General features: G+C 40.4%; 21 protein-coding genes. 16 read left to right on the forward strand and 5 right to left on the reverse strand.

The window, feature by feature from the left end; all coding sequences use genetic code 11:
• Positions 1-810, reverse strand: coding sequence for an AraC family transcriptional regulator (locus BK120_RS00975; protein ID WP_076265605.1), 810 nt, complete (start codon positions 808-810; stop codon positions 1-3).
• A 170-nt stretch (positions 811-980) separates the two neighbouring features.
• Here BK120_RS00975 and BK120_RS00980 point away from each other — a divergent pair, with 170 nt between their 5' ends.
• A complete protein-coding gene (locus BK120_RS00980; RefSeq protein ID WP_076265606.1) occupies positions 981-1,805 on the forward strand; it encodes a phytanoyl-CoA dioxygenase family protein in 825 nt (274 codons plus the stop codon).
• 190 nt (positions 1,806-1,995) lie between these two features.
• The gene (locus BK120_RS00985) at positions 1,996-2,295 is read left to right on the forward strand and encodes a hypothetical protein (RefSeq protein WP_076265607.1); all 300 of its coding nucleotides are present in this window, start codon (positions 1,996-1,998) and stop codon (positions 2,293-2,295) included.
• A gap of 54 nt (positions 2,296-2,349) precedes the next feature.
• Here BK120_RS00985 and BK120_RS00990 read toward each other — a convergent pair whose 3' ends face one another.
• On the reverse strand, positions 2,350-2,895 hold the full coding sequence (locus tag BK120_RS00990) for a TetR/AcrR family transcriptional regulator (RefSeq protein WP_076265608.1): 546 nt from the start codon (positions 2,893-2,895) through the stop codon (positions 2,350-2,352).
• Positions 2,896-3,208: 313 nt separating this feature from the next.
• Here BK120_RS00990 and BK120_RS00995 point away from each other — a divergent pair, with 313 nt between their 5' ends.
• From BK120_RS00995 to BK120_RS01020, 5 genes are all read left to right on the forward strand, one after another.
• Entirely contained in the window at positions 3,209-4,384 is a 1,176-nt protein-coding gene (locus tag BK120_RS00995) for an MFS transporter (RefSeq protein WP_076265609.1), read from the forward strand.
• 112 nt (positions 4,385-4,496) lie between these two features.
• Positions 4,497-5,495, forward strand: a complete 999-nt coding sequence (locus BK120_RS01000; RefSeq protein ID WP_076265610.1) for a helix-turn-helix domain-containing protein — start codon at positions 4,497-4,499, stop codon at positions 5,493-5,495.
• A 143-nt stretch (positions 5,496-5,638) separates the two neighbouring features.
• The gene (locus tag BK120_RS01005; protein ID WP_256710748.1) at positions 5,639-6,823 is read left to right on the forward strand and encodes an MFS transporter; all 1,185 of its coding nucleotides are present in this window, start codon (positions 5,639-5,641) and stop codon (positions 6,821-6,823) included.
• Positions 6,824-7,384: 561 nt separating this feature from the next.
• Positions 7,385-9,349 carry an AraC family transcriptional regulator gene (locus BK120_RS01015; protein WP_076265612.1) on the forward strand — a complete coding sequence of 655 codons (1,965 nt, stop codon included), beginning with the start codon at positions 7,385-7,387 and terminating at the stop codon, positions 9,347-9,349.
• Between the two features lie 315 nt (positions 9,350-9,664).
• Complete coding sequence (locus BK120_RS01020) at positions 9,665-10,213, forward strand: hypothetical protein (protein ID WP_076265613.1); 549 nt, start codon at positions 9,665-9,667, stop codon at positions 10,211-10,213.
• A 230-nt stretch (positions 10,214-10,443) separates the two neighbouring features.
• Here the strand turns inward: BK120_RS01020 and BK120_RS01025 are convergent, their stop codons facing one another.
• Complete coding sequence (locus BK120_RS01025; protein WP_076265614.1) at positions 10,444-11,319, reverse strand: LysR family transcriptional regulator; 876 nt, start codon at positions 11,317-11,319, stop codon at positions 10,444-10,446.
• Positions 11,320-11,442: 123 nt separating this feature from the next.
• Between BK120_RS01025 and zwf the strand changes: the two genes are divergently transcribed.
• The 6 genes from zwf (at position 11,443) to BK120_RS01055 (ending at position 18,474) form a co-directional block, all read left to right on the forward strand.
• Positions 11,443-12,951 (forward strand): glucose-6-phosphate dehydrogenase, encoded by a 1,509-nt coding sequence (gene zwf / locus BK120_RS01030; protein WP_076265615.1) that lies wholly within the window; start codon positions 11,443-11,445, stop codon positions 12,949-12,951.
• Positions 12,944-14,935, forward strand: a complete 1,992-nt coding sequence (tkt, locus tag BK120_RS01035) for a transketolase (RefSeq protein WP_076265616.1) — start codon at positions 12,944-12,946, stop codon at positions 14,933-14,935. The genes zwf and tkt overlap by 8 nt, the downstream gene beginning before the upstream one ends.
• Positions 14,936-14,986: 51 nt before the next feature.
• Entirely contained in the window at positions 14,987-15,655 is a 669-nt protein-coding gene (gene fsa / locus BK120_RS01040) for a fructose-6-phosphate aldolase (protein ID WP_076265617.1), read from the forward strand.
• Positions 15,656-15,727: 72 nt separating this feature from the next.
• Positions 15,728-17,146 (forward strand): NADP-dependent phosphogluconate dehydrogenase, encoded by a 1,419-nt coding sequence (gene gndA, locus BK120_RS01045; RefSeq protein WP_076265618.1) that lies wholly within the window; start codon positions 15,728-15,730, stop codon positions 17,144-17,146.
• A 215-nt stretch (positions 17,147-17,361) separates the two neighbouring features.
• The gene (locus BK120_RS01050) at positions 17,362-17,661 is read left to right on the forward strand and encodes a hypothetical protein (RefSeq protein ID WP_076265619.1); all 300 of its coding nucleotides are present in this window, start codon (positions 17,362-17,364) and stop codon (positions 17,659-17,661) included.
• A gap of 231 nt (positions 17,662-17,892) precedes the next feature.
• A complete protein-coding gene (locus tag BK120_RS01055; protein WP_076265620.1) occupies positions 17,893-18,474 on the forward strand; it encodes a hypothetical protein in 582 nt (193 codons plus the stop codon).
• Between the two features lie 65 nt (positions 18,475-18,539).
• On the opposite strand, the gene BK120_RS01060 is transcribed toward BK120_RS01055, so the two are convergent.
• Positions 18,540-20,366 carry an APC family permease gene (locus BK120_RS01060; protein WP_076265621.1) on the reverse strand — a complete coding sequence of 609 codons (1,827 nt, stop codon included), beginning with the start codon at positions 20,364-20,366 and terminating at the stop codon, positions 18,540-18,542.
• 307 nt (positions 20,367-20,673) lie between these two features.
• On the opposite strand from BK120_RS01060, the gene BK120_RS01065 reads away from it, so the two are divergent.
• The 3 genes from BK120_RS01065 to BK120_RS01075 all read left to right on the forward strand — a co-directional run bounded on the left by BK120_RS01065 (position 20,674) and on the right by BK120_RS01075 (position 23,103).
• Positions 20,674-20,988, forward strand: coding sequence for a hypothetical protein (locus tag BK120_RS01065; protein ID WP_076265622.1), 315 nt, complete (start codon positions 20,674-20,676; stop codon positions 20,986-20,988).
• Between the two features lie 71 nt (positions 20,989-21,059).
• Positions 21,060-21,395 carry a DUF4181 domain-containing protein gene (locus BK120_RS01070; RefSeq protein WP_076265623.1) on the forward strand — a complete coding sequence of 112 codons (336 nt, stop codon included), beginning with the start codon at positions 21,060-21,062 and terminating at the stop codon, positions 21,393-21,395.
• Between the two features lie 1,360 nt (positions 21,396-22,755).
• Positions 22,756-23,103 carry a c-type cytochrome gene (locus BK120_RS01075; RefSeq protein ID WP_076265624.1) on the forward strand — a complete coding sequence of 116 codons (348 nt, stop codon included), beginning with the start codon at positions 22,756-22,758 and terminating at the stop codon, positions 23,101-23,103.
• 304 nt (positions 23,104-23,407) lie between these two features.
• On the opposite strand, the gene BK120_RS35100 is transcribed toward BK120_RS01075, so the two are convergent.
• The gene (locus BK120_RS35100; RefSeq protein ID WP_179089713.1) at positions 23,408-23,560 is read right to left on the reverse strand and encodes a hypothetical protein; all 153 of its coding nucleotides are present in this window, start codon (positions 23,558-23,560) and stop codon (positions 23,408-23,410) included.
• Positions 23,561-23,784 lie beyond the last annotated feature (224 nt).

The following is a 23,784-nucleotide window of genomic DNA, read 5'->3' on the forward strand; positions in this document are numbered from 1 at the left end:
TCATGTTCCTCTGGAAGACCGCCAATTGCTTGGAGAATGACCATACTTTCGTTTAAACAGCTTAGAGAAATGAAACTCGTCATAAAATTGCAGCTGGGATGAAATTTCCTTCACTGACAGGCTTGTTGTTTCCAGCGATACTTTGGCCGATTCTAGCTTTAAATTTTGCATATACTCGCTGGGTGATTGGCCTGTTAATGCGCGGAAGCGCGAAAAAAAGGACGTTCGCGACAAGCCGCTGCGTTCGATGAGTTCTTCGACCCGAATACCCTTATCCATATTCCGATGGATATAGATTAATATATTGTTGAGTTCGGTTTGGCGCGAGGTCTGACCTGACTCAAGCTCTCTAGCAAAGAGTACCAATAATTGTTGCAGGAAGATATTCGAAGAATAAGCGTAGCCGAAGGATTCTGCAATCAAAGTATCAATGATACGCTCGCACAGCAGTACTGCCTCTGCAACTTTTCCTGTTGATTCGACCTTGCTTACAGGGAGCTGCAGATTTCGAATGGCGTCCAGGGAATTGAAATCAAGATAATAAAATTTCCAGTTATTATCCTGACACTTGTATTCGGAGGGAATTCCCTCCTGAACGAAAAAGAAAGTGCCTGCTTGCAGCTCATAGCGGTCATTCCCTTGGGATAGGATGCCCTTACCTTCATAAGTAATAAAAAGACCGGGAACGACGAATCCTTCACTGGTTATAATGTTGTATGCATCGTCAGCCTGCACTTTCCAAATCGAATTAAATTGAGGGAAGCTGATAGGTTCTTTTCCAAGGATATAAGGAATATTCATGTAGGTCATATTAATCAACTCCATTCCATTGTTCTAATATACATTTAATTTCATAAATTACCGTGAATTCTATGTATAATATGTACAATTATACATGATGTGAATACATGTATCCATGGATGCATAGATGATTTTCCTCTACACTTAGAACAAATACCGAGTAGAGGAGTGTAATTGAAATGAAGCTTAAAGTTGGAAGCCGTGAATTAGAAATGGATGGAAAAGAGCTCACAGAGCTCAGAAGCTCAAATGATATTTTTCATGATGTTCAGGCGCTGCGCGATCGGATGGAGGAAGACGGTTATTTACTGATCCGCGGGTTTCATGATCGCGATAAGGTGATGCAGGCTCGAACAAATATTTTGGAAAAGATGAAACAGATGGGAAAGCTAGATCGGGATACGCAATTAGAAGATGGCGTAATGGCAGATGGAAGCAAAACGATTTTTTTTGGAGGAACAAACGAGGATCTACCTGCACTGCTTAATGTTTTGAATGGGGAGCACATCATGCGTTTCTTCGACGAATTTCTCGGAGAACAGTCACTGACTTATCATTACAAGTGGCTTCGTGCGGTAGGCAAAGGTGATTTTACAGGAGCGCACTACGACATTGTTTACATGGGAAGAGGTACCCCGAATGTCTATACCGTATGGTCTCCTCTTGGAGATGTTTCGTATGAAATGGGGGGACTGGCGATTTGCCTCGGCTCGCATCGATTTGAAAAGCTGAAGCAATCGTATGGTTCCAAAGATTCGGATCGTGATGGTTTGGGACATTACACGGATGATCCGCTTGTTATTACAGAGAAGTTCGGTGGTCAGTGGGCGACAACTCAGTTTCAGGCAGGCGATGTACTCATTTTTGGCATGTTTTTAATGCACTGCTCACTGGAGAATACAACCAATCAATACCGAATTAGTGTGGATGCGAGATACCAATCAGCCTTCGAAAAGGTTGACGAAAGATGGAGCGGCAAAAAGCCGAAGGGTCATTTTAAATAATTGTACTAGCCACCCATTGCGGTGGCTATTTTATTGATTGGAAGTGAAGCGTCTACTTAGAAAAGATGATTGACTAAAGTATTAATTAGTTTTATGATTTGTAACAAAATTCAAATCCGTGAAATTACTTCCATAATTAACTTCTACAAACAAAAAAATACCGATTAGACTAGAAAGGGCGGTCTGCAGCATGCTTAAATTGATGAGAAACAAGTATATTGTTGTTTTGATTGTTTTCGTAAGTTTCATCATATTTTGGATCTATAAGCCGATAGAGACTACTCGTATCACAGTTGGCACGATTGAAAGCAAGGAGAGTAAAGGCGGAAATCATTTTATAAATATTATATATGCTGACCAAACTCGTACGGATAAAATTAAAGTTCCATTAACAACTTGGAATCTAATAAAGGCAGATAATAAATATTTTTTCGTTTATAAATTCGATTTAATACGCAAGCCTTATTTAGTAGATATTAGAGAGCACTGAAGTTAATGTACTGACGAGCTTAGCAAGATGATGTACGCCGTTCGTTTATAACGATTATACATTCCTCTCCAGCAATGTCCCCAGTTGTTCTGCTAAGACATGATGGGGGACAGGCATTTCATTCATGAACCACCATTCCACTACTCCAACAAAAGAGGAAGCGACAAACCTCACAAGAAGATCTTCATTTAACCCCTCATTTTTTCCTTTCGTTACATCGATCTCATTTTTAAATTCTTCGATAAGAAATGCAAGAAATCGCCCGTGAAAGTAAGGAGCGCCTTTACTCGCCAACATCATGGAAAAAAATGAATAATGACGTTCAAAATATTCAGTCCAGATTAGTGTCGATTCGGTAAAATCCAATTCCGCAGCCGCTCTGCACGTTACCCTTAGCACATCAATATGTTCTTCAATGAGTTTATCCAGCAGATCATATTTATCCAAATAATGAAGATAGATGGTCCCGCGGCTCACATTCGCCCTGTCGGAAAGATCCTGAATTGTAATATCATCAAAATTTTTTTCTGACATCAGATCTATAACCGCTTTTTTTAACGCATCCTGCGTTTTTTGTATTCTTCGATCTACTTTAGCCAATTTCAGGTCACCAAGCTTTCGTAAATAATTAACAAATATACAGAAGTTGTTCATTAATTAACAAATCGCGTTCATTTAACAATTGCAGATGGTTTACATCTGCTTATAATTATAGACAAGTGTTCATTAATGAATCAATGATTATTATTACGTCATTGTAATTGGCCATACATTTTTACTCCGAAGCAAGTGGGATTTATGTATTGACTTGGAGTTCACTCCATGGATTAAGCTTCTTTATATCATCTGTATTTCCTGTTTATTGTTCATCAGTAAAAATCAAAACCTTTTTGCACCTAAGGAGGAATGAAATATGGAACGCCTATGGACGAAGTCGTTTATTCTCATGACTATAGGTAACCTGTTCTTATTTAATGCATTTTATATGCTGTATCCGACGCTTCCGTTGTTCATCAAACAACTGGGAGGCAATGAATCGCAGGTCGGTCTGGCGATGGGTGCGTTTATGTTGTCTGCTGTTATTTTACGGCCGCTTGTTGGCGGGCTGCTAGACCGGTTCGGCAGGCGTCCGTTTATCATTTGGGGACTGATTCTCTTCATCTTGGCAATGTATATGTATAACTGGGTTGGGGGAATTGCTGTTTTGTTGGGGCTCAGAATATTGCATGGCATGAGCTGGGCAGTATCTACAACCGCTACGATGACGGCGATTACAGACATGATCCCGTCCACCCGGCGTGGTGAGGGAATGGGGTGGTTTAGCACATCCATGACACTGGCTATGGCAATCGGCCCAATGTTCGGCATCTGGGTTGCTCAAAATCGATCATACAACGATTTGTTTTTAATCGCTGTGGTCCTCTCTGCAGGAGCACTGCTCCTAATGTTAGGTGCAAAAATGCCTTTCCAGCCAAAAGCTGACACGAGAAAAATTGAATTATTCGAAAAATCGGTTTTGCCCGTTGCGGCCTCGGTCTTTTTTCTCTTTATTGCTTATGGCGGCATTACAACCTTTGTTCCGCTCTTCGCTGAGTCGATTCAGGTTAATTCCGGAGCGTTTTTTCTAGCATTTGCTGCAACGCTTGCCCTAAGCCGTCCCATTTCGGGAAAACTATCTGATCGGTATGGAGAAATTTTTGTCATTGTTCCGGCACTTATAATTACGATTATTGCATTGATAGTATTGAGCCTCTCGAGCGGATTGATGGGCGTACTCCTGTCGGCGATTTTATATGGTATTGGCTTCGGTTCCGCGCAGCCAGCTCTTCAAGCAGCTACGATCCGTTTGGCTCACCCGAATCGTATAGGAGTCGCGAACGCCTCCATCTCAACTGCTAATGACCTTGGTATTGGGTTAGGCGCGATCATGTTAGGCTCTGTCTCTCAGTATGCAAGCTATAAAGTGTTGTTCGTCGTCAGTGCTTTGTCTGTCGCGATTTCCTTGATTCTTTTTACTCTTTTTGCGAAACGCTTGTTACAAAAGAAACCGTCTCTTCATGCAGAATCGCTTCCATTCGAATCAAGCTAATCTTATGAAAGTTTCATGGAATTTGCTAATTTAAGTTTGATCTTCAACTGCATTTCTTATAAGATTATATTGAGAATCGTTTTCATTTAAAAGTTGAAAAGGACAGTGTCTTATGCGACATCAATTTAAATTAGCAGATGTTCATGAATATATAGATCTTTTATCGGAAGGAATGGATCGTAAGCTTTCTTTCTCAAGCTGGGAACAGCGTCTGGATTTACCGGAAAGTGTGGGACGCGGTTTTATTTCACGCATGAAGATTAGACCGGGCATGGAAATTTTGGTTGAAGATTTGTTTTTACGCGAAAACTTGAAGCTGTATATTGAACAAGAATGCCAAGTTCTTGGTCTTGCATATCAGCTTAGCGGAGAGGTTTACTGTGAGTGGAACGGTACGCCGATAGCCATCTCAAATTCCCCGGGGAATACGGTATTCTTCACAGACCATACGAAGGTTTATCATGAGACAAGCTCTAATTCCAAAAGCTATGGGATTAAAGTAAGACTTCGGCCAGAGGAACTGAGCTTCTATTTTGAGGAAAAAGAAGAACGGGAGCGGCTTGTTCGATTATTGAATTACTATAAAAATACGGTTCATAATTATGCCATTTCCCCTGAAATTGCAAAAATTGTTTCTGATATGTTGTTATGCACTTATCAAGGACCACTTAAGCGTTTATATATGGAAAGTAAAGCTTTGGAGCTTATTTTGTTATTTGTACACGAACATGGAGGAGTAAGCACTTCTCTGAATGCTACAAGATTACAGGGCAGGAATGATTTAGAAAAGCTGCATATGGCTCGGCAAGTTATCGTCAATCATTTGGAGCATCCGCGCTCCATCCATGAATTATCCAAAATAGTAGGGCTGAGCACGACAAAACTAAAGAAGGGTTTTCGTGAATTATTCGGAATGACGATATTTGAGCTTGTTCGAGAGCAGCGGCTTATAAAAGGGGCCTGGCTTATGGAAACGAACCAAATGAAGGTGTGCGAAGCAGCCATAGCCGTTGGATACAGCAATCCGAGCAACTTTGCTACCGCATTTCGGAAACATTATGGCTGTAATCCCAGTGATTTTTTGCAACAGGCAAAACAAACCTATAATTAAGCTTTCCACAAAAATTCGATCTTGGCCGTTTGTAGGCTGAGGTCGTTTTTTTATTTGGTCTTCAGCAGGTGAAAAAAAATCCTCAGCAGGTAGATAGCGAGATTATCGTTTGTGATAATTATTTACAGGAAGAGGAGTGAGAGATGATTATGAAAAAGTACTTTGTCGTTATTTTCATCACAGTTCTAACGGCTATGATTTCGATCGCAACATTTAATCCCATTCTTGGGCCGCTTGCACGGAGCTTGGGCTTAACGGAAATCGAATCGGGCAGCTTGGTTACTATTACGGGAATATGCTGGATCTTAGGTAGCTTTGTATGGGGGAGATGGGCTCGAATAGGCAGAAAGCTTATTATGATTTCGGCCTTGCTGGGGTATGCAGTTATGGTTACGGCGTTTGCATGGGTCGCAGATGCAGCGCAAAGGGAGAGCTTATCAACTGAGCTGCTTTTCTGGGTTTTTCTGGGTCTTCGTGCGTTTGCCGGCTTTTTTTTCGGGGCGATTCCAGCGATGGCGCAGAGCTATTTAATGGAATGGACGACAGCGGACAATCGAGCCAAAGGGATGGCTTTATTCGGAGGAGCCAATGGACTTGGCTTTGTAGTTGGACCGGCTATAGGAGCAGCTTTAACATCCGTAGGGCTAACAGCTCCTATCTATGTCTCTGCAGGATTATTACTGATTGTAATTGTTGTATTCATGATAATCATTCCAGGCAATCAGACCGTTTCCATACAAAATAGTGCTGCGAAGCTGTCTCCGATTGATTCTCGAATTCGTTTGTACATTACGATAGGGTTGATTTTGTCCACTGTAATGATTATGTTGCAGGTGACCAGCGGATTCTACATTCAGGATCGGCTTTCTGTTTCTGTACAAGAGGCAACACGAATGACGGGATTAGGGCTCTCCACTGCAGGACTGTTTGTCGTTGCTGCACAAGTACTGATTGGTCGTTTCTTGAAATGGCAGCCAAGTCAGCTTATGAGCGTTGGTTTAAGTGCTCTTGGAGCAGGATTTCTATTGTTTTTGCTTCTCCCGCACTACTATGAGCTTGCTTTTGCTAGCTTCGGTATCGGCATCGGATTTGTAATGCCTGGTTATACGACTGCCGCTTCTCTTGCCGTTAATGAGAAGGAACAAGCACCCGTTGCATCCATCGTCGCTGCGGTTCAAGGCGTGGGATCGTTTGTTGGTCCGATTTTGGGAACCCTCTTATATTCACTTCAAATGAATCTTTCGTATATTTTATGTTTTATTCTGATCGTATCGTTTATTCCTATTATGGCGAAGAAAGCATGGTCGGTGCGTACACGAGGTGTATAACAGGAGATGGTTTTACTTCTAAATTTTTTATAAAAAATTTCTTCTTCAGCTATGTGAGTTTAGATTAAATATACAGAAAATAAAAACTGTGATAATCGCGGAAAGGCAGTCAAGATTTATTGACTGCCTTTTTTGTGTTAATCATTAAATACATAACTTTGTATATGTTGTGTAGTCTTTAACACATTTTGAAGTGACAGAAGTACAAAATTTATAGACTATGAGTAGTCGGTCATTAATGGGCATTACACTTTTCAGAAATTTATCTAGAAACATTTGAAACCTGCTTTTTCTATGAAAGGACTTTCGATATATGATGAATTGGCATTCATATTCAAAGGGAGGTTTAATAATGAATAGAAAGAAGCTTTATCCAAGCTGGAAAAATGGAATCGCTGGAAGTGTTCATGATTGCAAATTGAAAGTTCTATTATTTTCCTATACAATAACAATGAGAACAATTCTCAATAAATACACTTATATAAGGGTATATTGCTATAAAAGCAAAAAGTTTTACATTTTGATCGTTGCGAGAGTAAAGAGAGGATTTGAATCAAGCAAATGAACATTAATGACCATATCCAATTATGGGATCAGGCAATTGTAAGGGTTTTAGATGTTAGACAAAACACGTTAGAGCAAGGAAAATGCTTAAAAAAGTATACATTGCCCACCAGCACCTTTGTTTATATTGTTCGCGGCAGAGGTCGGCTTTGGCTGGATGGAGATGTCCATTTTGCCGACAGGTTTTATGTGCTGCACGGAGGGAAAGGAGCTTGCTTGGAGATCGAAGCAGAAACGGCAATTGAATACTTTCTGATTCTATATAAGGCAGTATTGCCGCAAAACTGTCTTTATGATTTTAAATTACTGATGCAAAGTGATAATCCATTTGAGAAGGCATACAGCTATACGCCATATGACGGGCTGGCACTTTTGGAATATGTGCAAATGATGCATAGAGATTGGATTCAAGCAAATAAGCTGGACATGCTGCAGGTTAGAGGGGTATTTTATCAATTCGTACATAGGCTGTTTCGTCAAATGCTGCAAAGCTCTGAGGCGATTAGTCAAAATAATCTAGCAGAGCAAGTATTGCGCTTTTTATCCGATAGATATCAAGAGCCGAAATCAATGGAATCATTATCTTTGGAGCTCAATTATAGTCCACAGTATCTTACGCGCAAATTTAAAGAGCAGACAGGATTCAGTCCGATTGAATATGTCATTAAATTGAGAATAGAGAAAGCACAATTTTTATTGCTTACGACAGATGCTACTTTACAAGAAATCGCATTGAATGTGGGATATTCAGATTTGTTCTATTTCAATCGTATTTTCAAAAAATATGCTGGTATTGCACCTGGAAAATTTCGAAATAAACATCTGTCCGATCAAGGTCAGGGTTCTAATCATACAAAAAAAGCGTTAAAAAACTCCATTGTTAATCAAACCTCTCAAAACTATATTTATAATGAGAATGAAAAACATTCTCAATTCATAGGAGAAGAGGATTACACAATGAACAAAGGCTCCAAAACGGTAATGCTGTCTACATTATGGCTCTGTTTTGCTATTATGGTTAGTGCGTGCTCAGCAGCAACTAACACCCCGAGAAACGCGAGCTCGGGCAATACGACAGGAACAGAGAAAACATCAGACAATCAGTCTGCCAATAGTTCTACAACTGCTGCGCAGTTAAATGAAACAAAAATAGTATCTACCCATTTTGGTGATGTGGAAGTTCCAATTAATCCAAAGCGAGTTGCATCTATTGACTATTTGGGCACTGTAATTGCTCTTGGCGTTGAACCGATCGGTTCCAATAATGTGCTGCTGAATAGCCCGTATTTAAAGGGACATTTGGAAGGTGTGGAAGATGTCGGTGATTCAATAGAGAAGCTCCTTTCTATAGAACCGGATATTATTATTACACATACGACCAAGCCAGAGGCTTATGAGAAATATAGTGAGATTGCACCGACGGTGTCTATCGCCTCTAATACCTTCAATAGTGTTCATGAAGAATTAACCTATTTTGGAGAAGTATTAGGCAAAGAAAACGAGGCGGCTGAATGGTTGAAACAATATGATCTCCATACAGCTGAAGCGAAGGAGAAAATTGCAGGGCTTTTACCAGAAGGTTCTACATTTTCTGTATTCCAGGAGTATGATGGACAAGTTTTCGCATTCGGCCCCAAATCAGGTCGTGGAGGCAGAAATATTTATCAGATGCTGGGCCTTGCTGCTCCAACTGCAATCCCTGAAAATATATTAGCTAATACTTATTCGAAAATATCAATAGAGAAACTTCCGGAGTATGCAGGGGACTACATCGTCCTAACGACCGAGTCATCGCTGGAAGAGCTCAAAAAAGATCCGATATGGGGTTCTCTGGAAGCGGTACGTGAAGAACGAATTTTCCTTTGGAATGAAGAACGTTCATGGTATCGTGATCCTATCGCTCTCCTCGCACAAACGAAGGAGCTGGCGGACTGGATTGTTGGTCTGGCGAAGCTTAAGTAATTTAGGTATAGGAAATACGTGTGGGTTTGGCAATAGAAAAAGTCATTATTTTGTACGGTTATCATTGTTGATCATATGAATCGGCTATTTTTCATGATACGATATAGAAGCACTAATGCTCATCTTCAAGATGTGGATTAATAGAAGGATTTATTGGGAAAAAGCTGCATCATATGCGTTTTAGAGATGCGATATTAAGTGAGTTTATATAAAATATCAGGTATCGACAATTTAGGTGAAAACTGCCTAGTTGTCGATATTTTTACAATATTAAGATCGTAATAGCGGTAAATTGCTAATAAGGGATGTGGCTCTATGGCGGGTAATATATTATACATTCCCTATACTGTTATTATGATTTTAGCTTTTATTGTTTGCGTAGTAATAATCGGAATAAAAAAAGGCAAGGGATCAACTAAAAAATTTTTAGCTTATACGATACCAATTATTGCTTTATTCCAAATTTACTTCTGGAATTTAGAATTTAACAATTATATTCATAGTTACTTATTTCCAAGTAAAATCTATGAGTGTGAATCCTATATGGAAGACCAAATTAATATTTCTATTCCACTTCCGAAAAGAACTGTGTTTCATGGGAAATCCGATGGCTGTTCTCCTTTTTACTCAACTTATGTTGATGACAAAGAATTTTACTCCTTTTACGAGAAAGAATTGAAAAGCTTACAATACAATGGGGAAATTGACAGCTATAGCTATATTGAGCAGGATGAAAATCAACAGTCAATTAATAAAGGGTTTTTAGTAGAACTAATCACTGGATCGGATATTGACATTTTTTTAAGTGGTAATATAGGTTCTAATAAAAGGTCAATATCCATTGATTACAATCCGAAAAATTAGAGTTCTCAATTTTATTTATAGTTAACGTCAGCTATGCTAAAGCCGTCCTTTCATTGTGATGTATTAAAAAGGAACTAAAAAGCTTTAAACATTAATAAAGCAATTGTCAAGAAGATATAAATTAACGACATAAAACCGCTAATAAGAAATTGTTCCGTAAAAATAGATAGAAAAAAGGTCAAGCATGGTGAAAAACCGACATGCTTGACCTTTTTTTCTTCCATAAGCTGCTATTTCACTAGCTCCAAAAACTTGCTTGCCGCATTGGATAATGGCATATTGTGCATGATCATAAAGCCTACTTGGGAAGGAGGCATTTGAATATCCAATTGAATCTCAAAGAGAGAACCTTCTTCCAATTCTTTGGCAATAAATTCTTTAGTCACATAAGAAATACCGAGGCCTTTCCGCGCGAATTCGATGAGTAAATCAACGCTTCCTACCTCAATTTCAGGCTTGATTTGATGCCCATAATTTTGGAATAGTTCGGTAATCGCCATTCGTACACGACTGTTTCGAGAGAACAGGATAATTGGATATTGAAGCAGCACTTCTAGTGAAAGCACTTTGTCCTTAAGCTCAGCATAACGTGCTCCTGCTACAAAACAATCCTGCAGCTGAATACCCTTCATAACCTCTAGCTGAGAATCGACGATGGGCATACGAACGACGCCCAAATCGATTTTGCCTTCCTTCAGAAAAGCGATGGTTTCCGGTGTCGTTCCATGATTCAGATGCAGCTTGATACCGGGATATTTTTCGTGATAGGTTTCCAAATAAGGCAGCAAATAATGCTTGAACAACGAATCGCTCCCACCGATCCGCAGCTCACCGCTGTCCAAATTTTTAAGCGCCGCCATCTTTTCTTCGGCTAGCGAGATGAGAATTTGAGATTTCTCAATATAGGAATAAAGGATTTCACCCTCTTGCGTCAGAGCAACACCCTTTGAATTCCGGTAAAACAAAATGATGCCTAAGCTGTCTTCCAGCTGTTTGATGGCATGACTAACGCTCGGCTGCGTGATATACAACGATTTTGCGGCTTGGGATAAGCTTCCCTTCTTCGCCGTCCAGTAAAAAACTTTGTATAGCTCATAATTGATCATAGACAGTATCTATAGCTCCTGTGAAAAATATGAATTACTTGTATAGGTCATATTCGTATTATAGTGGAATTAGGAAATAGAAACCAGTACTAACTACAAAGCACTGCTGGAAGGAGAAAGAACATGGAGGCTACCACGTTTGTTTTGTTTGGAGCGACAGGGGATTTAGCAAAAAGAAAAATTTACCCTGCTTTGTATAATTTATTTATTGATCAAAAGCTGCCGGAGTTCTTCTCCGTGGTCGGCCTCGGTAGAAGAGAGCTATCCGATAAAACCTTTCAGGACAATGTCGAACAATCTCTTCGTATGTTTTCCAGGCGTGAAGCAAATGATCCCGAATTGATTCAAAAATTCTTGCGAGCATTCCGCTATAGTGTATTGGATGTTGGCCGCAAAGAAGATTACCATAAGCTTCTTCATCTGATTGAGAAACGGGAAGAAGAGCTGCGCATTGCACCAAATCGCTTGTTTTACTTGTCGGTTGGACCTGAATTTTTTGAACCGATTGCAGCTAACATTCACGAGAGCGGGCTTGGTTCTGCAAATGGTTGGAAGAGGCTTGTAATCGAGAAGCCATTTGGTCATGATTTGCAGTCTGCTCGGGAATTGAATGAAAACCTGAGCAAATCGTTTGCGGAAGAAGAAGTTTTCCGCATTGATCATTATCTTGGCAAGCCGATGGTTCAGAAGCTTGAGGTTCTGCAGCAAAGCAATCCAGTCCTTCAAGCACTTTGGGACAAACGCTACATTGCCAACGTTCAAATTACGGCAAACGAAATTGTAGGCGTGGAAGAAAGAGCTGGCTATTATGATCATGTTGGTGCAATCAGAGACATGTTCCAGAACCATATGCTTCAATTGCTCATGATGTTGACCATTCACCTCCCGAACAACAGCACTTCAGAAAATGTCCGTTTCAAAAAGAAGCTGGTCATGGAATCGCTGGAGCTGCTGCAAAAAGAGGATGTCAACTCCCAAGTGATAAGGGGACAATATGGAGAAGGAGTGATCCAAGGGAAATCGGTAGTCGGTTATACCGCCGAACCAAACATTGCTGCATACTCCATGAACGACACCTTTATTGCGGCTAAACTTCAAATCGATGATTACTTCTGGCGGGGCGTTCCTTTCTATATCCGTACAGGCAAAAGAATGAAGGACAAATCGACAAGAATTGTGATCGAGTTCAAGGAACCAATAAAGCAGGCTGCAGCAAACGATGATAGTAAAATGCCTAATCTGCTTGTATTTGAGATCAGTCCCGATGAGAGCATCAGATTGCAATTAAATACGAGAGACCCTCAGCACAAGGGCGAATTCAAGCCCATGAATATCGATTTTCATGCGACGAGAGACAATGTGCCTGAAGCTTATGAGAATTTGATTCACGATGCTTTGCACGGCGACTCTACATTTTTCGCGCATTGGGACGAAGTCGAATTGTCATGGAAATGGGTTCAACCCATTTTGGAAGCCTATGAAGAAAACTTAGTTCCATTGCATCGTTATGCCGCTGGCACATACGGACCGGCTGAGTCTGATATGCTGCTCGCACAAGACGGCTTCCATTGGTGGTTCGATGAGAAGACCGAACAAGAAATCGAAACCATAAAAGGAGAACAATATGCTTAATACAAAAACAATTGAACAACTATCTATTGATACAATTCGTACACTGTCTATCGATGCTATAAACGCTGCAAATTCCGGACATCCGGGGCTTCCAATGGGAGCGGCGCCTATGGCGTACTCACTTTGGGGCAACCATCTTAATCACAACCCGAGCCATTCAAAATGGTTCAACCGTGACCGTTTCGTCTTATCAGCGGGTCATGGCTCGGCTTTGCTTTACAGCCTGCTGCATTTATCCGGCTATAACGTATCGCTCGAGGACTTGAAGCAGTTCCGTAAGCTAAACAGCAAAACGCCTGGACATCCTGAATATGGCCATACAGATGGCGTTGATGCAACAACAGGGCCACTGGGACAAGGACTTGCGATGGCTGTAGGTATGGCAATGGCCGAAGCTCACCTAGCATCAAAATTTAATCAAAACGGATACCCGGTTGTTGATCATTACACGTATGCACTTGTCGGAGACGGCTGCTTAATGGAAGGAATTTCTTACGAGGCGATGTCTATGGCTGGACATATGAAGCTCGATAAACTCGTTGTATTGTATGATTCCAACGATATTTCCTTGGACGGCGACCTCAATCTTTCTTTCGGAGAAAACATGCAGAAGAGAGCCGAATCTGCTAACTGGCAGTATTTGCGAGTGGAAGATGGCAATGATATCGAACAAATTACGAAAGCGATTGAAGCAGCGAAGAGCAATGAAGAGCAGCCGACCATTATCGAAGTTCGTACGGTAATCGGATACGGAAGCAAGGCAGCGGGAACGAATAAAGTACACGGCAATCCGCTAGGCAAAGAAGAGGCAAAAGCGACAAAAGCGGTTTACGGTTGGGATCATGAGGAAGAATTTACCGTTCCAGCAGAAGTTCAAGCTCACTTTGCACAGTTGAAACAAAAAGGCGAAGCAAAAGAAGCAGCGTGGAATCAGCTAATGGCTGCTTATAAAGAACAGCATCCAGCGCTTGGTACGGAACTTGAGCAAGTCATTGAAGGTTCTGTTGTCATCGATGCTGCAGATCTTCTTACTTTTGATGCTTCCAAAACCGTTTCTACACGTGTAGCGAGCGGTCAAGCGATCAATCATTACCTTAAAACGGTGCCTTCAATTTTTGGCGGAAGCGCAGACTTGTCGCATTCAACGATGACCGATATTAACGGTGAAAAAACCTTTGCTGTTGAATCTTATGCAGGACGTAATATTTACTTCGGCGTTCGCGAGCATGCTATGGGCGCTGCTGGTAATGGTATGGCACTGCACGGCGGCGTAAAACCGTTTGTAAGTACATTCTTCGTGTTCAGCGACTATCTGCGTCCGTCCATTCGTTTGGCTGCACTGCAGAAGCTTCCTGTCATTTACGTATTTACACATGATTCCATCGCTGTTGGCGAAGATGGACCTACTCATGAGCCCGTTGAGCATTTGACCGCATTGCGCACGATTCCTGGGCTTACAGTCATCCGTCCGACTGATGCCAATGAAACGGCTAATGCTTGGGCATATGCTTTGCAGCAAAATGAAGGACCAGTAGCGTTAGTACTAAGCAGACAAAACTTGCCTATATATGAAGAAACTAAAGGCAATATCGCTGCGGTTGCCAGCGGCGGTTATGTTCTAACAGAGACGAACGACAAGCCTGACATTATTCTGATTGGTACTGGTTCTGAGGTTTCCTTGGCAGTTGGCGCAAAAGCTGAACTTGAGAAGGAAAATATTTCAGTTCGTGTAGTAGCTATGCCAAGCCGTGAATTGTTCAACCGTCAATCGGCAGAATATAAGCAATCAGTGCTGCCTGCATCTGTTACGAAACGTTTAGCTATTGAAGCTGGCATTTCGTTAGGCTGGGATAGTTACACAGGACCAAGCGGCAGCGTATTGTCCATCGATACGTTTGGCGCTTCTGGACCAGGTGGTGAAGTTTTAGAGTTTTTCGGATTTTCGGTAGATAATGTGGTTCGAATGGCAAAAGAATTACGTTAAGCAACGCATGAAGACAATAAAAATTTAATAAAAAAAACGGAGGTTTTAATTATGAAATTTTTCATCGACACTGCGAATTTGGTAGATATCAAAAAAGCTTATAAAATCGGTGTATTGTCTGGTGTTACAACGAATCCATCTTTGGTTGCCAAAGAAGGCGTGAAATTCGAAGACCGCATAGCAGAAATTCTCCGCGAAGTGCCTGAGGTTGAATCGGTATCAGCAGAAGTAACGCCTGATGCAGAAACTGCTGAAGAAATGATCGCGCAGGCAAATGAACTGATCAAAATCAACAACAATGATAAAAACATTACCATTAAGCTTCCGATGACGCTAGCTGGTCTAGAAGCTTGCCGTTATTTGACCAAAAAAGGCGTGAAAACAAACGTCACATTGATTTTCACTGTAAACCAAGCGCTTTTGGCTGCTCGCGCTGGAGCGACTTACGTTTCTCCATTCCTCGGTCGTTTGGATGATATTTCGGAAGATGGCGTTCTGCTCGTCACGAAGATTGCTGAATTGTTCCGCACGCACAATCTGGATGCCCAAATCATCGCTGCATCTGTTCGCCACCCGGATCATGTTACTCGTGTAGCGATGGCTGGAGCACATATAGCAACGATTCCGTTCTCTGTAATCGAACAAATCTCCAAACATCCTCTAACGGATCAAGGCATGGAGAAGTTCGCAGCTGACTGGAAGAAAACGGCGCAGCAATAAGCTGCGTTTTCCAAACGTTAATCCATAAATGTTTATCTACAACAGGATAGTAATGACAGGGAGGCAGTTATCATGAAAAAACAACAAATTGGCGTGGTTGGTTTGGCCGTAATGGGTAAAAACCTAGCCTTGAATATAGAAAGCAAAGGTTTCTCGGTTGCTGTGTATAATCGTTCAGCAGAGAAAACAAATGAACTATTGGCGGAGGCACAAGGAAAAGATTTTGTCGGCGCATTCAGTGTGGAAGAATTCGTACAATCACTGGAATCGCCGCGTAAAATTCTTATCATGGTGAAAGCGGGTCAACCGACAGATGATACGATCAATCAGTTGGTGCCGTATCTGGATCAAGGAGATATTCTAATTGATGGCGGAAACGCCTATTTTCCAGATACACAGCGTAGAAACAAAGAACTTCAAGCATTAGGCTTCCGCTTTATCGGAGCCGGCGTTTCTGGCGGCGAAGAGGGTGCGCTTAACGGACCAGCCATCATGCCAGGCGGACAAAGAGACGCATACGAGCTTGTAGAGCCAATTTTGACAGCTATTTCAGCAAAAGTGAATGGTGATCCGTGCAGCACTTATATCGGTGCTGACGGCGCTGGGCACTATGTCAAAATGGTACACAACGGCATCGAATACGGCGATATGCAGCTCATCGGCGAAGCGTACCACCTGCTTAAAGATGTGTTGAACCTGAACACTAGCCAGCTTCATGACATTTTCACGGAATGGAACAATGGCGAGCTGGATAGTTATTTGATCGAGATAACGGCTGATATTTTCAAGAAAATTGATCCGGAAACAGGCAAACCAATGGTAGATGTCATTCTCGATTCAGCAGGACAAAAGGGTACTGGCAAGTGGACTAGCCAAAGTGCATTGGATTTGGGTGTGCCATTGTCGATCATTACGGAATCCGTGTTCGCACGCTTTATCTCCGCTATGAAAGAAGAACGTGTGGCTGCCAGCAAAAAATTAAACGGCCCAGCGGTATCCAGCTACGACGGTGATCCGCAGGAATTTATTGAAGCTGTTCGCAAAGCGCTGTACACAAGCAAAATCGCTTCCTATGCGCAAGGATTTGCCCAAATGAGAGCTGCTTCTGACGCTTATAACTGGGATTTGAAATATGGCAGCATTGCGATGATCTTCCGTGGAGGATGTATTATTCGTGCAAGGTTTTTGCAAAATATTAAGGATGCCTATGACCGCAACCCAGCTCTGAACAACCTATTGATGGATGAATACTTCAGCAATATTGTTGAGAACTATCAAGAGGCTTGGAGAAAAGTCATTTCCATCGCCGTAACTAGAGGTATTCCGGTACCAGCATTCGCTTCTGCATTAGCGTATTATGACAGCTATCGTACAGAAAGACTTCCTGCTAATTTGCTGCAAGCGCAACGGGATTATTTTGGAGCACATACGTTCCAGCGCCTTGATAAAGAAGGAAGCTTCCACTTTCAATGGATGGACAATAACGAATAACGTTTAAAACCAACACAAACTCCTAGCAGATAATCATGAATTCATTTTTCATGTTATCTGTGTAGGAGTTTTTTTGTTTCAGATGGCGTATGGAGACAGTGATTTTGGAGCGCGAAGGATAACAGTTGTTTTTGACAGAAGGAAAATTATACAATGGAAGTAAGGAACTGCTTGAAGTAGCCATCCTCATATTGTAAATGAAGGGAAGAGTGCCGATGAACACACGAATGAAACAACTTGAGGATCGACTTTCCAACCAGCAACATAAGGATTTATTTCTGCAAACGATGCACACGCTGAAAGCGATTGACGATCTTGCTGATCAGCACAGACGCTTTCAATCCATGCAGGCCATTAGCGGCGTCAAAATCATAGGTACGGAAGAGGCTTTGTTTTACGAAACGCTGACACAGGTTAAAGAAGAAATTGTGTCTACGCTTGAGAAAACGGTGAAGGACCTGGAGCACAAAGGTGATAAAAACTATACTAAAAACTTCAAGGACGGCGTGGAGTAACCCATGCGCAGCCCCAAAAAAGTTGAGTAGAAGGAAAACTTCCGCTCAACTTTTTTGCGTTCATGGGAGGATACAAGCGTACAGTTTCTATTTTCTTTGTAAAAGGAACGATCTGTTATGCGCAACTTTCAATCCTATTACACGTCTGTAAATTATGGGATTATTTTGAAAACATAAAATTAGAAAGAAATCTAACCTATGTAAGATCATTAATCACGAATAGGAGACAAGATGAAGCCAAAACGGTCGAGAATACTTATTTACTCTGTATGTGTATTTCTTCTCCTAGTTTATTTTGGAAATAGAAGCGGATATGTTTTTAGTGAAAGTAAAGCACTGAAAGAAGCATATGCTCGTGCAGACGGAGAAGCGGTATATCAGCAAGCATTCGGGAAGGATAAACTAGTTATATGGAAAATGGATGATCTGGATTATGTTAAGCTCGTTACGAAGAAATGGGGATTTCTATATCGCGTATCCGAGACCTCTTCATTAGCGCCAAGCGCTAACGAACCGAATACGATTCAACGAACATGGTCAGCTCAATTGAATGCCAACAAAATGTACGATATTATTTTTGCATTTTCTACGGTTAACCCAGAGATAAAGCGAGTCATTATTAGCAATGATAATTTTAGCAATGTTGAAGTGGACAATTTGGAATTTATTAAGAGCGACTCAACGGTATATATTGAATTACCTGTACGAAATGGGTATGCAGTTTCTTATCAAGAAATAAATCCTAAGGACAATAGGGGATTTGTTTTTCGGGGCATGGATAACAATGGTCATTTGATCGCAGCAACTAGATAGCAATAAAAGGCTGCCATCGGCAGCCTTTTATTCATGGAACCATTGCATCATAATCGTTCAAGTCATTATTTTTTTAAGTGATAAGGTACTGTAGTGACGATCACATTTCTTCGATATAACAAGTGAGCACGAATCAATAAACTGGATTGGTTATGCAGCATATTGTGCCAACCTTTCTTTGGAATAAACTGCGGGATGATGACAGTAACTTTGTAATTTGATTCACTCGCCTTGCGCTGAACGGTATCAATAAATTTAGTTAATGGTTGAATGATGCTTCGATAAGGCGAATGTAAAGTAACGAGTCGCACATCAGGCTGCCACATTTTCCATTTCTCTTCGAAAGTGAATTCATCCTCTCTTTCAAATGGAATATGAACGGCAATGATCTGGTGAGCAGATAGCGATTTGGCGTAATTCAATGAGTTCTCGACCACATGCGTAATACCAGCTACAGGAAGTATGATGACATTCCCCTCAATAGGAATAGCAGCCTCAGAGGTCGTAATTCGCAGTTGATCGGCTACAGATTCATAATGTTTTCTAATTCGGTGAAAGAGCAAAATGATAAGAGGTAGAAAAACTAATACGGACCACACCTGTGCGAATTTGGTTAAAAAGAACATCATGGTGACGATAAAGCTTATAACCGCACCTGTTGAGTTAATGATTAGCTTAGATATCCAGCCTTGCGGTTTTTCACGAATCCATTTTACCATCATACCCGTCTGCGAGAGGGTAAAGGGGATAAATACACCTACGGCATAAAGTGGGATGAGATGCTCAGTTCGGCCTTCAAATGCTATAATCAACAGGATTGAGAAAACGCCTAGAATAATAATGCCGTTGGAATAACCTAATCTGTCTCCTCTAATGGTAAACATTCGAGGGATGAATTTATCTTTGGCTAAGTTGACTGCCAGCAAGGGGAAAGCAGAATATCCCGTATTAGCAGCAAGGATCAGAATTAATGCGGTTGTTCCTTGAATAAAATAATACATAAAGTTCCGACCAAACGTATGTTCAGCAATGTCTGAAACAACGGTGACTTCTTCCCTCGGACTAATTCCATAGTAATAAGCTAAAAATACGATTCCAGAAAATAATATGGCAAGCAGCGATCCCATCGCAATTAACGTTTTGGAAGCATTATTTGGAGACGGGCTTTTAAAGTTGGGTATTGCGTTCGAGATAGCTTCAACACCAGTTAAAGCAGAACTTCCGGAGGAAAAAGCTTTCAGCAGCAGAAACAAACTGATTCCCGCCACTGGCGTTCCAATAGGTGTATGTAATTCTGGCGAGACATTGCCTAATAGAATGTTGTAAATGCCTACAATGATTAAAATGAATAAGGCTAAAACAAATAAATAAACCGGATAGGCTAATATTGAAGCGGACTCCGTTACTCCCCTTAAATTCAAGATGGTTATAAATAATACAAAAATAATCGCAATGATCACATTATAAGGATGCAAGCTTGGGAAAGCAGATGTAATGGCATCTGTTCCGGCAGATACACTTACCGCTACCGTTAAGATATAGTCAACTAACAGTGAGCCTCCGGCTACTAACCCAGAGTATACACCTAGATTTTTTTTGGATACAACATAAGCTCCTCCGCCATGAGGATATGCAAAAATAATCTGCCTATAGGATAAAATAAGTGCTAATAATAAAATCAATACACCAATGGCAATCGGTATGGAATACCAAAAAGCGGCGGCACTAACGGTGATTAAGACTAACAATATTTGCTCAGGACCATATGCCACAGAAGATAAGGCATCTGAAGAAAGAATGGCAAGTGCTTTTGTTTTATTCAGTTTTTGTTCGCCTAATTCCGTTGATTTTAATGGTCGTCCGATTAAAAACCTTTTTAATGAAGAGAACATTCGTTAGCCTCACCTCGCTTAATTTATTGTGTGTATATTACCCTGCAAATGAAATAATTAAACTTTATGAAATAAAACTGGAGCGACTTAACAAACCCATAATCATTCCTTCCCTTTTGAGCTTCAAAAACGTAGTATGGTACTTACTATTACATGGAATTTGTTCTTGGTTTAAATAATGATGAGTTGGCCAAATTTATTCTCCACAATGAATCAAAAACAAATGAAATGGGATTTGATTTCATTTGATGTAAACAAGGGGGGATATCGCTAACATTTACATTTTGTATTTTGAGGGGGATACATAATGATCGATGATCGCTTACTCGAATTGGAAAAAGAATTGGATTTGATAATAAAACAAATTATTTTTGATCTGCGGCCGAAGAAGAGGATAGATGAAGAACTATTCAATAAGCTTTATGAAAAATTAGGCTGTTATACAGCTTTGATAAAAGGATCAACTGTAATCAGCCGAACCGTGTCAGGGAAATTATTTTATTTATTCAGCACCATGATTGTTGAAGCTAAATATATGAAATTTGATAATAAAATAATGGGAAAGATATTTCGTCTAAGAATTTATATGTTGAATGTTTACGATGAGAATATTTTAGGATAAATCAGTAGCGAAGGTCATTTTGGAGGCTCAAGTGGTCGGAAGTATGGGATTGAGTACGAAGGAGTGATTTAATGGGTGGTCAAATTGGATTAGTAGGCATACTACTCGTTTTTGCTAGTTTATTTTTAAGAAAATGGATAGTTGGAACCGCAAAAAAAGAAACTTCAGATAAGGGTAAAAAAGTGAGTATGTGGGGAATGATCGTAGCAGCAAGCGTAGCAACAGCAATTATTATTTTTATTGATTTAGAAGGAAATGCTCTGAAATGGTTTTGTATGTTGTTCATTTTTATCATTGCGGGCTTTCAATCATTTGTAGATTGGAAGTTTCTAAAAGGATCAAAAGAATATATAGTTACACTTCTCGTTTTAGTTATTGGTGTAACTTTATCTTATTTCATCGTCTAGTGTTTTTGATCGGCTTGGCTTTTAGTGTTGATGTACAAGTTGAAATACGCGAGGAGCACCTGACGCTATTAGTGTTTAATTGAAGAAACTGCGATTTCATCACGATATTTCAATAAGGCTATGTATGAGCTTGAATGACTCACCACATCTTTTATGAAAGTTATCGACATATGCAAAAACTTTTGAGGAGAGAAATACGTTGCTGCATATGACGGATGAATCCTTCGCTGGAGGTTCTGTGTGCATGCGAACTTGAGCTGCTGCGTATAGGGTAAACAGAGGCTCCCAGTCGTAGTTTACTACTTAGAAAGCCTAGATGCATGAAAAGTGAAATCTCAAGATATTTTTTTTGCTTGAATAGGCTTTTGTGTTTTATCATTTGTCTGACCGTCAGCGCATATCATCCGATGCCCAATTCACTAACGAACTGTATCAACCTTATTATGCATAAAATTACTCTTCTAAAGTTTTAACGAACCGTAACGTCGTTATTTCATGCTGTATAGGGTGTTAGGCGTGATTTTCCACGAAATAACGATTGTGGAGTTCGTTAAATAATAAATTCACTACAAAAGGTCTATATAAGAGCTGCTGGGTTCGTAAGCGATTTATCCATTAATAATGACAGCAGTGGACAAAGGTTTTTGAGCGTCTAAATTTTAGGCTGCTTTCGTGAATTTGGATAAATGACAGTACATAATGAGTTTCAAAAGTACAAATATCGCTTCAATTCAAGTCAAAAGTTAAATAGGGGCTGTCCCAAACGTAGATAAATCTACTTTTGAGGTAGCCTTTTCTGTTTTGGCTAGAAAAGTGAAAACGAAATGAGTCAATGATTGTTTTGTGAAAGACAATAAAGCTACATCATTATCAAAATGCAGCTTTCCTTTTAAGTTAATGTTTATGGAATAAGGACTGACTGTTCTACTTTTGCGACTTCCGCTTCTTCGTATTTTTCTTAATAAGTGCCGGTAATGTCATATTGCTAATAGAGATTGTTTCAACTCATACACGTAGATGAGCAAGGACAATTGAAGAGGAATAGAATTGTTATTCCTGTAGGAATGAAAAGAGGACAGCGAAAATGCTTCAATGTGGCTATTTATCGTAAACTTTATTACAAAGATATGACTTTATCCAGCAATAGCTCTATCGAGTCATGCGTAAGCAAGTAAGTATAAAAGAAAATGATATTAAAGCAATCGATGCTTTTGAAGCTTTTAAAGCTATCAAAGCTATCCAAGCTCACTAGTACAACCTTCATGTGAATCACCGAGCCCGACTCGGCGGATAAACCTATGAAGGGGATTTATCAAAATGTAATGTTACCACGACAAAAATGAGAGGAGGCAAACCTAGAATGGGTAGTTTAAAACAGTGTTCAGTAGGTGCTGTGATTGTTTTCGTCTTGTTATTGTCTGCTTGCGGCGGGGGAACAACAGGAGAAGCGCCAAATAAGGACAACAGCGGTGAAGGTACAGAGAGCAGCGAGGCGGTGGCACTTTATAAGAAAAGGTGTATTTCTTGTCATGGCACGGAGCTGCAGGGAAGAGCCGGCCCTAATTTGCAGCAGGTCGGGGCCAAGCTGACAGAAGAGGAAATAGTGGATGTTGTTTCCAATGGTCGTAAGGGTATGCCAAAGTTCGAGAGCAGCTTAACGACGGAACAGATTCAAAGCTTGGCTGCATGGCTGGCTGAACATAAATAACTTCCAAAGAACCATTAATCAATAGATTCAGCCTATAACAAAGAAAAACAAGGGTCTACTCCACAAGTCAAAGTGACTTATAGAGTAGACCCTTTATTCATCTCTTAACATAGAGTTTCTAAACACTTTTTTTCTTTCGAGTGTTTATTTATATTTATCTAGATAAGTGGATGACCATTTCCTCGCCCAAGCGACAAGTTTTTTTGAATGGGCTGCTTCGCACCAACGAGCAGGAGAGCGGTCACCGTATAATCCAATTGTTTTTTATTAAGTTTTTTGTTGCAGCATCAAATGTGGTGTATGCTTACGAAATGACATCCTCATGAGGTGTTGATATATATGATTTCGCCATCTTATCCTGAATTACGTTGTCTTCTTGAACAAGCTTTGCTCCATTCAGCATGAGATATAAGCCGCCTGACAGAAATAATCCTCCTAAAATAATCCAATACAGCATGTTTCATTTCTCCTTTCTGAATCTATTTCGTTAGTCCTATCATTATAAAAGGAAATGGTGCCTGAAAATAATAGCTCGAAGTAGTCATTTCCTTGCTAAATGTGTCCGATATGTTTCGTTCATGTGAGCAATGTACCAATCAATTTCAGTGTAGGAGTTAGTATTGAATTTAACTATTATCAATTTTACTTAATGGGAGGATAGCTAAGCTGAATGTAGAATAG

The sequence above is a fragment of the Paenibacillus sp. FSL A5-0031 genome, assembly GCF_001956295.1.
Lineage (GTDB): Bacteria > Bacillota > Bacilli > Paenibacillales > Paenibacillaceae > Pristimantibacillus.

Excerpts from the sequence above, each read along its gene's own strand:
- BK120_RS00975 (WP_076265605.1), bottom strand. The coding sequence starts at position 810 with ATGACCTACATGAATATTCCTTATATCCTTGGAAAAGAACCTATCAGC.
- BK120_RS00980 (WP_076265606.1), top strand. The coding sequence starts at position 981 with ATGAAGCTTAAAGTTGGAAGCCGTGAATTAGAAATGGATGGAAAAGAG.
- BK120_RS00985 (WP_076265607.1), top strand. The coding sequence starts at position 1,996 with ATGCTTAAATTGATGAGAAACAAGTATATTGTTGTTTTGATTGTTTTC.
- BK120_RS00995 (WP_076265609.1), top strand. The coding sequence starts at position 3,209 with ATGGAACGCCTATGGACGAAGTCGTTTATTCTCATGACTATAGGTAAC.
- BK120_RS01000 (WP_076265610.1), top strand. The coding sequence starts at position 4,497 with ATGCGACATCAATTTAAATTAGCAGATGTTCATGAATATATAGATCTT.
- BK120_RS01005 (WP_256710748.1), top strand. The coding sequence starts at position 5,639 with ATGATTATGAAAAAGTACTTTGTCGTTATTTTCATCACAGTTCTAACG.
- BK120_RS01015 (WP_076265612.1), top strand. The coding sequence starts at position 7,385 with ATGAACATTAATGACCATATCCAATTATGGGATCAGGCAATTGTAAGG.
- BK120_RS01020 (WP_076265613.1), top strand. The coding sequence starts at position 9,665 with ATGGCGGGTAATATATTATACATTCCCTATACTGTTATTATGATTTTA.
- BK120_RS01025 (WP_076265614.1), bottom strand. The coding sequence starts at position 11,319 with ATGATCAATTATGAGCTATACAAAGTTTTTTACTGGACGGCGAAGAAG.
- zwf (WP_076265615.1), top strand. The coding sequence starts at position 11,443 with ATGGAGGCTACCACGTTTGTTTTGTTTGGAGCGACAGGGGATTTAGCA.
- tkt (WP_076265616.1), top strand. The coding sequence starts at position 12,944 with ATGCTTAATACAAAAACAATTGAACAACTATCTATTGATACAATTCGT.
- fsa (WP_076265617.1), top strand. The coding sequence starts at position 14,987 with ATGAAATTTTTCATCGACACTGCGAATTTGGTAGATATCAAAAAAGCT.
- gndA (WP_076265618.1), top strand. The coding sequence starts at position 15,728 with ATGAAAAAACAACAAATTGGCGTGGTTGGTTTGGCCGTAATGGGTAAA.
- BK120_RS01050 (WP_076265619.1), top strand. The coding sequence starts at position 17,362 with ATGAACACACGAATGAAACAACTTGAGGATCGACTTTCCAACCAGCAA.
- BK120_RS01055 (WP_076265620.1), top strand. The coding sequence starts at position 17,893 with ATGAAGCCAAAACGGTCGAGAATACTTATTTACTCTGTATGTGTATTT.
- BK120_RS01060 (WP_076265621.1), bottom strand. The coding sequence starts at position 20,366 with ATGTTCTCTTCATTAAAAAGGTTTTTAATCGGACGACCATTAAAATCA.
- BK120_RS01065 (WP_076265622.1), top strand. The coding sequence starts at position 20,674 with ATGATCGATGATCGCTTACTCGAATTGGAAAAAGAATTGGATTTGATA.
- BK120_RS01070 (WP_076265623.1), top strand. The coding sequence starts at position 21,060 with ATGGGTGGTCAAATTGGATTAGTAGGCATACTACTCGTTTTTGCTAGT.
- BK120_RS01075 (WP_076265624.1), top strand. The coding sequence starts at position 22,756 with ATGGGTAGTTTAAAACAGTGTTCAGTAGGTGCTGTGATTGTTTTCGTC.
- BK120_RS35100 (WP_179089713.1), bottom strand. The coding sequence starts at position 23,560 with ATGCTGTATTGGATTATTTTAGGAGGATTATTTCTGTCAGGCGGCTTA.